Raw genomic sequence first — 13,272 nt, forward strand, 5'->3', positions numbered from 1 at the left:
ATTTTATTTTAGGTAAATCGTAATGCAATATTGATCGTGAGAAATTTATTTTAGTTCAATCGCCCTGACTGCGCGTACTGCTTCCAGGAAATACTGATCGTGAGAAATAACGATCAATGTGCCATCGTATGCATTGATGGCTGCTGTGAGAATGTCCACATTCTGAATATCCAGGTTATTGGTCGGCTCGTCCAGAATGATCATATCAGGCGGCTGTTGGTCAATGGTCAGACAGCAGAGCAGAAGGCGCATTTTTTCGCCGCCGCTGAGGGTGTTGCAAGGTTTATCCCAATACTCTTTAGTAAAGAGAAAACGGGTCAGGCGAATTTTTATTTCATGCTCCTGCAGGGCGGAATGATTGAATAATTGCGCCTGGTCGTATACGCTCAGCTGGTTATGGATCAGCGAATAATCCTGGTCGATATATACGGTTTTACCCGCCTGGCTGGCGAGTGTACCAGTGCCCGGCGTCAGTTGTCCAAGGATCATTTTGATCAGGGTTGTTTTTCCCGAACCGTTCAGTCCTTTGATGGCCAGTCTTTCTCCGCTATTGATCTGGAAGCTGAGTGGCTGTGACCAGAGGAAGGTTTGTAGGTAGCTGGAATTGATTACATGTGGTAGTTGCTGATAACTGAAATTAATATCCTGTGCGTTGATGAGGAGTTTGCCTTTGTGCAGGTTGGCATTTTCAAATCCCAGTTTCATTTTGTCCATGTCAGGAAGTTCTTTGCGCAGGTCCTGCAGGTCTTGTGCAAGCTGGCCCACTTTCTCTTCGTGTGCGCCTTTTACACGGGCGGTGCTCTTCTCTGCATTGTTGCGGAAGGTATTCAGGGAGATGGTGGGCAGCCCTTCTTTTTCCTGTTTCTTTCTGCCGCGGGCATCTAATTTTTGCTGTCTTTCATTGGTTTCCCTTTCAGTCTCCCTGGCTTTGCGGAGGGCTTTTTCCTTGCTTTTTAAATCCTGTGCAAGGGCATTGTTTTCTATCTGCTTTTGCGCAAGATAGAAGTCGTAGTTACCGCCATAGATGCTAATGCCTTTTTTACTCAACTCAAATACCTGGTCGGGGAGTTGTAGTAATTGCCGGTCATGACTGACTACTACGATGGTGGCGGCTGTATGTTCGATCAGGTCATACAGCAATTCACGGCCATGACTATCAAGATGATTGCTGGGTTCATCCAGCAGGATGATGTCTGGCTCATGGATGCCAATGCCGGCCAGGAAGACTTTAGTTTTTTGTCCGCCACTGAGAGTGCGTATGGGCTGGGAGAGGGGAAAGTCCTGCAGGCCCCAGTGTAAGAGCGCGGTGGCGGACCGTTCTTCAATGGTCCAGTCGTCATCCAGCAGTGTCATATTGGATTCGGAAACATCGCCTTCCAGGATGCGATGTAGGGCGTTTATTTTATGATCGATATGTAAAGCCTGTGCAATTGTGAGCTCATTATACTGACCAAAATGTTGTGGTATATAATACGGCCGGGTACCGGTATGAATGGTACCGGAAGCTGGTGTAAGCAGGCCTGCCATGAGTTTGAGCAGGGTGGATTTACCTGCACCGTTATTTCCAATCAGAGCGCATTTGGCATGTGTTGGAATGGTGAGGTCAATATGATCGAATAGCAGATCCTTATCAGGATGCAGATAGGTTACCTGTTGTAAAGTGAACATGGACTATTTTCTTCAGTAAAGATTAGTGAAGTGGGTTGATTACTGGTTATTGGCAGAAAATAGATCTCACATTGTAGTAGAAGTAATTTTTTGCAAATGTAGGGAAAAGGTTCTATTTTTCAGCGAAACCATTCTTTATTTTATGTCAGCAGAAGAATACAAGCGTTTGTTTACCGGGGATGATACTGTGGGCTGGACTGCCATTGACAATGTGTTTGATAAAATTTACCCGGGGCAGGAGCCCACACATTATGCCCCGCCCTTACATTACATAGTAGGAGGGAATGATCCCATTGACGGAGTGAGCATTTACAAAAGTAGCAGGCAGGAGGAACATTTTCATTTTGTGAGTTATGGTATGTCTGAATTGTATTACAATGAAAAGGCAGCGGGGGGTACTTTCAGTAAATGGGGATTTGAATTTACGATGCGGGTTAAGCCGTTTGCAGGGGATGCAGATAAGCCATTGTGGGTGATCAGTATGATGAATAACCTGGCAAGGTACGTATTCAATAGCGGTAAATGGTTTGAAGAGTTTCAGTATATACCTGCCAATGGACCGATCCGGCTGGATACGGATACTGATATTACGGCGTTGGCTTTTGTGAGGGACCCGGAGGCGGGACGGATTGATACACCACATGGAGAGGTGACTTTTTTACAAATGGTAGGATTGACCACAGCTGAGCTGGAGCGATTGAAGAAAGTCAATACCAGGGCGGCTGTGGAGGAGTTACTGGTGGAATTAGCGCAGGGAAATCCCTTGTTGATTACAGATTTGGAAAGGCGGTCGTAGATGCTGATTAGAACGACCAGTCGAAACCGGATTATACAAAAAAGCGCCTGCACAAATGACAGGCGCTTTTCTTCAAAACTACAACAGATTATAGGTCTACCTGATAGTAAGTTTTCCATCGATGTTGCTCAGTGACTTACCGATAGCAGGTGATAAGTCTACCTGATATTTACCAGTACTTTGATTACTCCGGTACCGTTTCCATCAAAGTTGCTCAATGCTTTACCAATTACCTGGCCGGGTTTCACCATGTCGAGGTCAGCTTTCATTGCATGGCCTGCCTTGCTGGAAGTCACCAGCAGATCGCCACGTTTGATAGCTCCGTTTTCACCACATACTTTGGTAGGGATCACACCGATTACCCCCATCGGAACTTTATCCACCAGTTCATCGCCAGTGTCTTCATCTTCGGTTAATATTACGCCTGGTTTGGTGGCATATACACCAGCTACCAGGGTAGAGTAAGGCTCGGAAGAAAGGGCTACAGTACGATCGTCTTCAGTAGAGATCACGAGTACATCGCCGGGAGTGTAGGCGGAGACATGACCTTCTACAGCAAATGCTTCGGCAACGTCCGCACCGCTGTTTTGTGTGCCGCCGTTGAAGAAGCCACGGCCTGCTTTGTTTATACGCGCTACGTTTACTCCTGCACTTTGCACGACCAGCACGCTGCCCGATGCACCGGTGTGGTTCACCAGGATGGCGGTGCCGGTACCCGCATTGGTCACATGTACTGCCGGCTGAGTATTAGCTGAATTGAAGTTGGCGAAGCGACCTGCTTTACCGGTACCGAAGTTAGGTACCCAGCCATAAATGGCGTTACCGGTACCATCACAACTAGCTTCCACCCCATCTCCGGTACCACCGGCATTGGCAGTAATACCATTGCCATTGCCTTCGGAGAGTGAGAGTAAGGCAGGACCATTACCAGCAGGATTGGAGGCATAGAACAGACCTGCATAACCACCGGTTCCGGAAGATAAGCCGTATATACCGGCAGTACCGAAGTTTGCAAAGATGGAATTCACTTCTCCTTTTACCGCCGGAGAGGTACCTGTAGTGCGGTCTACCTTGAAATTGCCAGCGATACCATTACCTACAGTTGTTACAGTGATCACATCGCTCGTGTTGTTATCATTGAAGATGTTAAACCTGCCTGCGCGCCCGGTAGCAAAGCTGGGCACCCATGCATACAGTGCATTTCCGGCACCATCAATATTGGCTTCAATGGCGTTGCCATCTTTCGATGTATTGGCAGTGATGGCATTGCCATTTCCATCATTGATAGCTACCAGGGCAGGACCATTACCAGATGTGTTGGAAGAATGGAATAAACCGGCAAAACCACCGGTGCCGGAAGATATACCAAAGATGCCGGCAGCGCCGAAGTTGCCGAAGATAGTTTTTACTTCACCTCTTACGGCGGCGGCTACACTGTTCGTATTGTTAACGAGGAAGGAGGCGGCATTGCCCTGTGTATTGTCAGGGATGTTGCCATTGCCGTTGGTTTCTACCTCCAAGGTATTTACCAGATTGGTTGTATTGTAATTTTCAAAACGACCTGCGCGACCGGTACTGTTGTTCAAACCTACCTGTCCGAATACACCGATACCGGTACCTGTTGTATTGGTAGCGATGAAACCTCTTATACCGTAACCACCGCCATCGTTTCTACCTACAACTGCACCGGCTATATCGCTGGTGGTGCGGCCTACCACGGCTTCACCCCCGCCATTGTTATCACCCACGACGCCTGCAGATGTTAGTTGGCTGGTGATACCATGTACACCAAAACCTGCAACTGTAGAACTGCGAACACCTGCACCATTTCCGGTGGTAGTTACATTAACGACTGTACCATTACCAACGGTGTTTACACTCAGGGCGTTATTAGTGTTTGCATTGTTGAAAATGGAAATGCTGGCAGGAATACCATTATTAGAAGTGGCGGTAAGACCGGTGCCGGTATTACTGTTTGCATATACACCGGTACCGTTGGCAGAAGCGTTGCCATATACACCTAAGCCATTTGGGGTTACGCCATATACGCCCCAGCCGGAACCCGCCTGAGAGCCATATACGCCGATACCTAAACCACCGGTACCATTGTTGATACCCCGTACGGCGGCGGAAAAACCACCAGGTGCGGTTGAACTGACGATACCTCTTACGGCAGCTACGTTGGAGGTAGTGGTATTGTTGGTGCCTTCGATACTTGTACCATCACCGTCGTTGGTGATAGAGAAGAGGGTGGCTGCGTTGTTTTCGACGGTACTGTATGGCAGGGAAAATCCACCACCGGCTGCGGAGGGCATCCAGTTGGTACCATCGAAGCGTAAGATTTGTCCGGCGAGTGGCGCGGTAACAGATACGGGAATGGTTTGGAGTTTGGTGACGGTTGGGTTAGGGTAAGTACCACCCAGGTCGCCGCCGGCAGGACCGGTAAGGCTTCCGGCAGGGCCTTCAGGACCTGCTGGACCAACGGGGCCTTGTGGACCGGCAGGTCCAGCTGGACCAATAGGACCGGCAGGACCAGTAGCGCCATCAGCACCGGTTGCCCCGGCAGGACCTATAGGGCCAACAGGGCCAGCAGGACCGGCAGGACCAACGGGACCGGCTATACCTTGCGGTCCAACAGGTCCAGCGGGACCAATAGGACCGGCAGGACCAGTGGCGCCATCAGCACCGGTTGCCCCGGCAGGACCTATTGCCCCAGCGGGGCCTACCGGACCAATAGGACCAGTAGCACCCGCAGGACCAACGGGACCGGCTATACCCTGAGGACCGGCAGGACCAATAGGACCTGTCGCCCCCACAGGGCCTGTAGCACCTGCATCACCCTTAGGACCCGCAGGCCCTACAGGACCAATAGGACCAGTTGCCCCCGCAGGGCCAATAGGACCTACCGCGCCAGCATCACCTTTAGGTCCCGCAGGCCCAGCAGGCCCAGTCGCCCCCACTGGACCAGTCGCACCTGCATCACCCTTAGGACCTACAGGTCCCGCTGGACCTTGAGGCCCCGCAGGCCCGGCAGGGCCTGGATTTGCCGCATACATTGCATAAGGCACACTCATCAACTGGGTAGTACCCAATACAGTATACCCCTGGCCAATATTGATTTCTACTTTTAAATACTGGTTTGCATTACTCCACGGCACACCCGCAAATGTGCCATTGCTGGCATTTCCCTTACCAACCTGGATCGTAAACAGACCTAATGCATTGGTCGTTACCTCATGCGTTTCTTCATACTGTAGCGTACCATTGGCAGAACCACCCAGTATAGACGTACGAACCGTCATACTGGTATTCGGCAATACTGTTCCATTTGCATTACGCACCACCGCCTGGTAGTTAGTACCCGTAAGCCCATCCTGGGCAAAAGCACCTGCGTAAACAACGAGGATAAATATTATGCTGAGATAAAATTTCTTCATGATAGCGAATTTGTTGTAATTGATCTTTTAGTGCTTTTTTAACTGGCCAGTAGTGGCTTTACTATTGGCCTTTGGCTCTTCGCCCTGTGTAGGCAGTGTAAGCGTCGGAATCGTCGTAGTCTTTGCCTTCTCTTTTTCAAGCGCCGTCTGCGCGCTGATGTCAGAAGCCAGGGCGTTCGATTGCTTACGACTTTGTGCTGCCAGTGGCTGGGCTTTCTGGTTAGCAGACTGTGCCCGGTAGTTTGTAAAGATCATTTCTTTGGAAGACCGTCCATTTTGTTTGGGGGCAGAGTTATCTTCTTTGGCCGCTTTCGCATCCATTTTCGCTTTGTCTTCTGCAAAATGTGGGAAGAGCACATCCCTGGTACGGCTTTGTGCTACCGTGATAGTCGTGGTTGCAGTGATTAAAAAGATCAGGAACAGAATTGGTTTCATATGCCGGGGTTGAATTGTTTAAAAGATTAAATAGCTTTTTTATACCGGCCAAAGTTGTACCCGACGGTAAACTTCAGTGTACGACGGGGATACAGGCTATTGCCAGTAGGAATGATATAGGCCATATCTACGCTCAGACCCTGAAATTGCAGGCCTATGCCGGAGCTGAAGTGCTGGCGCCAGCCTTTGGTCGAAGACTCGTAGAAATAACCCGTACGGATATACAACTGGTGCTTATAACTATATTCCAGCCCGCCTGCTACCGTGATCTCTCTCATTTCTTCCGAGAAGCCGCCGGGAGCATCATAAAAGGAAGTGAAGATCGCTTCCGGAATGCCCCTGTCAGGATCTTTTCCCTTCAGAATTTCGTCGGTGACAGCACCGCTGGAATCCGTTTTATAAATGGGAGGAGTGGGAATAAGGAGTTTTTGGATATCGGCGAGCACTGTGAACTGATGCTCAGGCGTATTCACAAAAGTGTAGCCACCGCCGATGCGCAGGTTCATGGGCAGGAAAGTGCGGCGATTGGCATTGTCCGTGTACTTTAATTTACTGCCCAGGTTTGTGAAGCTGATACCCCAGCAATAGCGGTTACCCGCGGGGTCAAACTTTGCATAGTTTTCGTAGTAGAGCGAAACATCGCCAGCGATGGCCGTAGCGGGTCGCTGGTTCAGGCTATTGTAGCTGCCCTGGCCCAGGTCGCTTCGAATGTAGCGGGCGCCGATAGCGATAGAAAAGCGGTCCCCCAGTTTACGGGCATATGTCGCGTCAATCGCATATTCCTTAGGGTGATATTGTTGCATTTCCATCCCGTTCTGATCTCTGAAAGTGACGGTGCCATGCGAGAAGTAGCGCATGGAGATACCTACTGCTTCGTTGTGATCATTGAACGATTTGAAGGCGGCAAGATGACCGAGGTTTACCCGCTGGTCATTGTTGTTCAGGTCCCACATCCATGGGGAATAAGAGGCACTGACACCCATATCGCCGGCAAATACCAGTTTGGCGCCATTTGCAAACTGTGAGTTCACATCGCTTTCCAGTCCGGTCAGGGCATCGCCGGTGCCGGTACTGCGGGCATCAGGATTCACTAACAGGAAGGCTGCCCCGGGATTGAGAGGTGTCTGGGAGCTCTTCTGCGCCTCTACCACACAGGGGAGTACCAGGCAGGTAAAGACTCCTATACACAGTGTAGAGATTTTTTGCATAATAAAGATGGTTTAAGGGGTAATACATTACTGTATGATCAGCTTATCCTGGAAGGCATAGCCTCCGGCCTGGATACGTACAGTATAAATGCCTGCAGCAAAGTGATTGACGGGAAGTGTGATGACAATCCTGCCAGGAGCGTAGTACCTGTTATCCTTATAAATCAGTTGTCCGCTACTATTTACGATCATGAGATAGACAATGTTGGTTGACAGCATATCGAACTCAATTTTCACGCTGGTAGCTGCGGGATTGGGGTAAAGGATCATATTTATGACCGGATGCGTACCTGGGGGAACGGGAGGCAGTTCTTCGGGTTGCTGGAAGCCCTGCGTGAGCATCAGTGAGCCTTTGGAAAGAGTGGTGGTTGCAAGGTCTCCGATTGTAAACTGGAAGTCTTTGTCGTTGATCTTGCCAACACCTCCCGAGCTGGCAGTGACCTGACGGTTCAGCGTTTGTGCGCCGGCCGTGGTGACGGCACCGATGAACAGGAACAACGCCAGCATACATTTGTAAAGTGTGTGCATGTGCGGATATTGGGGTGAATAAAAGGTTACCTATTTTGTCGCTTAGAATATGGTTGATCTGATCCGATGCTACTTCATTTGCTAACTACAACTGATTGCAAATATGTTACAATTGCCTGCCGGGGTCAATGTTCAATTCTTACATGGCGGTAATCATTTTTTAAATGGCAGGCTAGAGAGGACAAATGGTTATGAGGTAATGAAAAGAAAAAGGGAATGTATCAAAATTGTGATACATCCCCTTTTTATGCGGATACCTGATGCTAACAGGTTAATCTCTTCTATTATGATTTACGAACATATTTGGTAAGAATCACAATTGTTTGTTCATTGATCTTTCCTTCTATTTGTTCCGGATTGTCACTTACCAACCTGATTTTACGTACAATCGTTCCTTTTGGTGCCATAAAGTTGGCGCCCTTTACATTCAGGCCCTGGGTCAGTACTACGGTATCGCCATTTTCCAGTTCAGTGCCATTGCTGTCGCGATGTACTGCTTTTACTTCAAATGCGCTCAGTGCCCAGTGGCTCACAGTTTCATCTATTTCCACACCATTTATGATTTCGGCCGCCCATTCCTGGTCTTTATACTTGTAGAGCAGGCGATAACTCAGCGCCTGTACGCTGGGCTCCGGGTTCCAGATGCTACCTGCCAGGCAATGCCAGTGCATAGCGGCAGCTTCATCTTCCATAGCAGCCGCGCAGGTGTTGCAGATCGCTACTTCATTTTCAATCGCATCATTGTTCTTGGGGCTCACTGCAAAGGCAATCGAGGCGTCTTCACTGGCACACAACTCACAGGTACCGTTGCTGCGCTCTTTTAATGCAGGCGTGATAATTGTACTCATAAATGGTATTTTTTCTATATAAAAGGTGCAAAGATAAGCGCATATTCCGGATTTTTTGTAATGACAGGAATCAGGAAATTTGTATTATGAAAACACAGGAGCATATTAATTATTCCCGGATTGCGGAAGCAATTGATTATATCAGGAACCATTTCAGGGAGCAACCCAACCTGGATGCGGTAGCTGAAAGTGTTCACCTGAGCCCGGCTCATTTTCAGCGGATGTTTACTGAATGGGCGGGAACCAGTCCCAAGAAATTTCTGCAATATATCAGTTTGCAGTATGCCAAGGGCATGCTAAAAGAAACGACCATTTTTGATGCGGCATACGAAACAGGATTGTCCAGTACCAGCCGTTTACACGATTTATTTATTGCAATTGAGGGTATGACCCCGGCAGAATATAAACATGGGGGAAAGAACCTGGTGATCAATTACAGTTTTGCAGAGAGCCCGTTTGGAAGTCTGATTGTGGCGTCTACACAAAAAGGAGTGTGTTATATGGCGTTCGATACCGACGAGGTACGTGCATTGGAAGACCTTCGTGAAAAATTCCCCAATGCGGTTTTTCATCAAAAACTGGATCTGTTGCAACAGCATGCATTGTTCATTTTTCAGCATGACTGGAGTAAACTAGGAGAGATTAAGCTTCACCTGCGGGGAACAGACTTTCAACTCAAGGTATGGGAAAGTTTATTGAAGATCCCTTTCGGGAAATTGGCTACGTATGGTACGATTGCGGCCAATATCGGGCACCCCGGTGCATCGCGGGCAGTGGGAACAGCGATTGGCAATAACCCGGTGGCCTATTTGATTCCCTGCCACAGGGTGATACAATCCGGTGGTACAGTTGGAGAATATAACTGGGGGAGTACCCGCAAAACGGCGATCATTGGCTGGGAAGCGGCGAAGGCTGCCCCTGAGGTGTAACAATATCTTTCTGTGAATATTTGAAGAAATTGTGAGCCGTATGGAACAAGTTATTATATCTTTGGTGCAAAATTGATCCATATGTTCGAGCAATTATCAAATCTGATCCAGGAGCATAGCCAGCAAAGCGTAGCTGACAATCCTGCAGTCCCCAATGAGCACAACCAGAACGTGGTTGAAGAGCTGAAGAGCGTTATCATCTCTAAAGTAACTGGCCTGGCAACCAGTGGTCAGGCAGACAAAATCTCTGAAATGTTGTCTACCAATGGCGATACGCCGGAATCAAAAGATATGGAGAACAACTTTGCCACCAACATTATGGAAAAGTTTGGCATCAACAGCCAGGCAGCTTCTTCCATTGCTGCTACAATGATTCCTGGTATCCTGAATGCCGTGCGCGGGCAGGGTGGTATCCAGGAAATCCTGGCCTCCTTTGGTGGCGGTGGTGGCCTGAGTGGCTTAAGCAGCTTAGGTGCAAAAATGGGCCTGGATAAAGATGGCGACGGAGATGTAGATCTGGGCGACTTAGGCAAGATGCTTAAGTTTTAACATTTAACTTATATTATGATGAAACCCGCTTTGGCCAACGGCTGAAGCGGGTTTCTTACTTAATATATCGTGTTGATAGACTTAGGAGGATGATTTTTTATATCAAAGATTTATTTTAATATCGCAACCATATTAATTAACCACCACGAAAGAACTGATACCACCAATCAGTCCTGATTATCCATCTTTCTTTTATTATTTACTAAAACGCTATCCCCATGGCAGATTCAAAGACCAGGCAGCAAACTGCTTTAGGTGACGTGGCCGCACGGCAATTGGCTATCGCGACCCGTACCGTACCCCAGATGAGCACTATCACCCCCCGGTGGCTGACACATTTATTAAGCTGGATACCCGTAGAATCTGGTATTTATCGCCTGAACAGGGTGAAGGATGCTACCCAGGTAGAAGTAGACTGCGGCGGCCGGGATGAACGTACGCTTCCGCAAACATTCGTAGACTACATCGAAGATGCGCGGGAGTATATGTTGACAGCAGTGAACACGGTGCTGGATGTACATACCCGTGTATCAGATCTGTATAGTAAACCCTATAATCAGATCAGTGAACAATTACGCCTGACCATTGAGGCCATCAAGGAACGGCAGGAAAGCGAATTAATTAACAACAAAGAGTATGGCCTGTTGAGCAGTATTGCGCCTACTCAGCGCATCAAAACCCGCACAGGTGCACCTACACCTGATGACCTGGACGACCTGCTTGTAAAAGTCTGGAAAGAGCCAGGTTTCTTCCTGACACATCCACTCGCCATCGCCGCATTTGGCCGGGAATGTACCCGCAGAGGTGTACCTCCGCCTACTATTTCCCTCTTCGGCTCACAATTCCTCACATGGAGAGGTGTACCACTGATTCCTTCTGATAAAGTACCGGTAGAAAAAGGTAAATCCAAGATCCTCCTGATCCGTACAGGCGAAAGCAGGCAGGGTGTAGTAGGATTGTACCAGCCAAACCTGCCGGGCGAACAGTCTCCGGGTTTATCCGTGCGGTTTATGGGTATCAATGAACGCGCCATTGCTTCATACCTGGTATCCCTGTATTGTTCGCTGGCAGTATTGGTAGACGATGCCATTGCTGTACTTGATGACGTTGAAATCGGTAAATACCATGAGTACAAGTAATCCAATAGATACAGCCTTCCTCGAGCAACTGGCCAATCAATATTACCAGGCGCAACCGGGGCAACAGCCTGCATCTACTCATAACGACATCCTGCTGCAGCATGGGGAGACCGTCAATATGGAGGAACCCCAGACGAGCCTGCACGATCCGCACTTTCCGGGAGGCAGAGGGCCTATTCCACATTCTGTGGCCGGGAGTGGAAAATCACCCTCTGCACAGCAACTGGGTGAAGATCCGCGGATCGGTGGACCAGGAAACCAGGTGGATACCTCTACACTTTCTTCTGTGGGCGGTGGCAGAACACCTGCTTCTTTGCCACTGGAATATGATAATACATTTGAAGATCAGCTGCAGGCAGCATTAAAAGCTATTTCGCAGTATGTGCCTACAGGGCAGTTTCCTTTTTCGGGTGCAATGCAAAGTATACCTGCAGGACAATTACCCTTTGCCGGACCTTCCTATTATTTCATGCCATCCGATGCGCAGTCAGTAATAGCGGCTGCTCCTTTTGATGTGAACAAGGTGAAAGCCGATTTTCCTATTCTCAATCAACATGTGGATGGCCGCCCGCTGATCTGGCTGGACAATGCTGCAACTACGCAAAAGCCCCGGCATGTAATTGAAAGACTCAGCTATTTTTACGAGCATGAGAATTCCAATATCCACCGCGGCGCGCATACGCTGGCAGCCAGAGCCACAGATGCATATGAGGAGGCCCGTACAAAGGTGCAGCTCTTCCTGAATGCGGCCAGTCCGAACGAAATAGTGTTTCTGCGTGGTACCACAGAAGGCATCAATCTCGTAGCACAAAGCTGGGGTGATCAACACATCAGGGCTGGCGATGAGATTGTGGTAACACACCTGGAGCATCATGCGAACATCGTTCCATGGCAGCAGCTGGCAGCGAAGAAAGGCGCGGTACTAAAAGTAGCGCCTGTGGATGACGACGGACAAATTATTCTGGAAGAATATGCCCGCCTGCTGGGTCCCAAAACCAAACTGGTTTCTTTTACGCAGGTGAGCAATGCCCTTGGTACCGTCACTCCTGCAAAGCAGATGACAGACCTGGCACACCAGGCAGGGGCAAAGGTGTTGATAGACGGGGCTCAGTCCGTATCGCATATGAAAACGGATGTACGCTACCTGGATGCCGACTGGTTTGTATTTTCAGGGCACAAGGTATTTGGGCCTACAGGTATCGGTGTACTGTATGGCAAGGAAGCATTGCTGAATGATACCCAGCCCTGGCAGAGTGGAGGCAACATGATCAGTGATGTAACTTTTGAGCATACAAAGTATCAACCAGCACCTGCGCGTTTTGAGGCAGGTACGGGTAATATAGCCGATGCGGTCGGATTAGGTGCCGCCCTTGATTATGTAAACAGTATAGGCATGGAAGTGATACACCAGTACGAGCATTATTTATTGCAATATGCTACGCGCTTACTCAAAGATATTCCCGGGTTAAGGCTGATTGGTACGGCGCCAGACAAGGCGGGTGTGCTGTCGTTTGTACTGCAGGGATTCCGGACTGAGGAAGTGGGAACAGCATTGAGCAGGAATGGTATAGCCGTACGTTCGGGGCATCACTGTGCGCAACCGATATTGCGGCGGTTTGGATTGGAGAGTAGTGTGCGGCCGTCACTGGCGTTTTATAATACCTGTGCGGATATTGATGCACTGGTAGAAACGGTTAGAAGATTAAGAAGCGCCTCACCTTTGTGAGGCGTTTCT

General features: G+C 49.0%; 11 protein-coding genes. 5 read left to right on the forward strand and 6 right to left on the reverse strand.

Annotated elements, in window-relative coordinates; genetic code table 11:
- Window positions 1–45 precede the first annotated feature (45 nt).
- A complete protein-coding gene (locus tag ABDW16_RS09355) occupies window positions 46–1,668 on the reverse strand; it encodes an ABC-F family ATP-binding cassette domain-containing protein (protein ID WP_343669255.1) in 1,623 nt (540 codons plus the stop codon).
- 142 nt (window positions 1,669–1,810) lie between these two features.
- Between ABDW16_RS09355 and ABDW16_RS09360 the strand changes: the two genes are divergently transcribed.
- The gene (locus tag ABDW16_RS09360; RefSeq protein WP_343669256.1) at window positions 1,811–2,464 is read left to right on the forward strand and encodes a suppressor of fused domain protein; all 654 of its coding nucleotides are present in this window, start codon (window positions 1,811–1,813) and stop codon (window positions 2,462–2,464) included.
- Window positions 2,465–2,622: 158 nt separating this feature from the next.
- On the opposite strand, the gene ABDW16_RS09365 is transcribed toward ABDW16_RS09360, so the two are convergent.
- From ABDW16_RS09365 to ABDW16_RS09385, 5 genes are all read right to left on the reverse strand, one after another.
- Entirely contained in the window at window positions 2,623–5,901 is a 3,279-nt protein-coding gene (locus ABDW16_RS09365) for a hypothetical protein (protein WP_343669258.1), read from the reverse strand.
- Between the two features lie 27 nt (window positions 5,902–5,928).
- A complete protein-coding gene (locus ABDW16_RS09370; RefSeq protein WP_343669260.1) occupies window positions 5,929–6,336 on the reverse strand; it encodes a hypothetical protein in 408 nt (135 codons plus the stop codon).
- 26 nt (window positions 6,337–6,362) lie between these two features.
- Window positions 6,363–7,544 (reverse strand): type IX secretion system outer membrane channel protein PorV, encoded by a 1,182-nt coding sequence (gene porV / locus ABDW16_RS09375; protein WP_343669261.1) that lies wholly within the window; start codon window positions 7,542–7,544, stop codon window positions 6,363–6,365.
- A 27-nt stretch (window positions 7,545–7,571) separates the two neighbouring features.
- Window positions 7,572–8,072 (reverse strand): T9SS type A sorting domain-containing protein, encoded by a 501-nt coding sequence (locus ABDW16_RS09380; RefSeq protein ID WP_343669262.1) that lies wholly within the window; start codon window positions 8,070–8,072, stop codon window positions 7,572–7,574.
- 284 nt (window positions 8,073–8,356) lie between these two features.
- Window positions 8,357–8,920, reverse strand: a complete 564-nt coding sequence (locus ABDW16_RS09385) for a PhnA domain-containing protein (protein ID WP_343669263.1) — start codon at window positions 8,918–8,920, stop codon at window positions 8,357–8,359.
- Between the two features lie 86 nt (window positions 8,921–9,006).
- Here ABDW16_RS09385 and ABDW16_RS09390 point away from each other — a divergent pair, with 86 nt between their 5' ends.
- From ABDW16_RS09390 to ABDW16_RS09405, 4 genes are all read left to right on the forward strand, one after another.
- On the forward strand, window positions 9,007–9,849 hold the full coding sequence (locus ABDW16_RS09390) for a methylated-DNA--[protein]-cysteine S-methyltransferase (RefSeq protein ID WP_343669265.1): 843 nt from the start codon (window positions 9,007–9,009) through the stop codon (window positions 9,847–9,849).
- A gap of 81 nt (window positions 9,850–9,930) precedes the next feature.
- Window positions 9,931–10,398 (forward strand): hypothetical protein, encoded by a 468-nt coding sequence (locus tag ABDW16_RS09395; RefSeq protein WP_343669267.1) that lies wholly within the window; start codon window positions 9,931–9,933, stop codon window positions 10,396–10,398.
- A gap of 218 nt (window positions 10,399–10,616) precedes the next feature.
- Complete coding sequence (locus ABDW16_RS09400) at window positions 10,617–11,537, forward strand: family 2A encapsulin nanocompartment shell protein (RefSeq protein WP_343669268.1); 921 nt, start codon at window positions 10,617–10,619, stop codon at window positions 11,535–11,537.
- Window positions 11,524–13,263, forward strand: coding sequence for a family 2A encapsulin nanocompartment cargo protein cysteine desulfurase (locus tag ABDW16_RS09405; RefSeq protein ID WP_343669270.1), 1,740 nt, complete (start codon window positions 11,524–11,526; stop codon window positions 13,261–13,263). The genes ABDW16_RS09400 and ABDW16_RS09405 overlap by 14 nt, the downstream gene beginning before the upstream one ends.
- Window positions 13,264–13,272: the final 9 nt, after the last annotated feature.

The organism is Chitinophaga sp. (assembly GCF_039596135.1).
In the GTDB taxonomy this organism is placed as follows: Bacteria; Bacteroidota; Bacteroidia; order Chitinophagales; family Chitinophagaceae; genus Chitinophaga.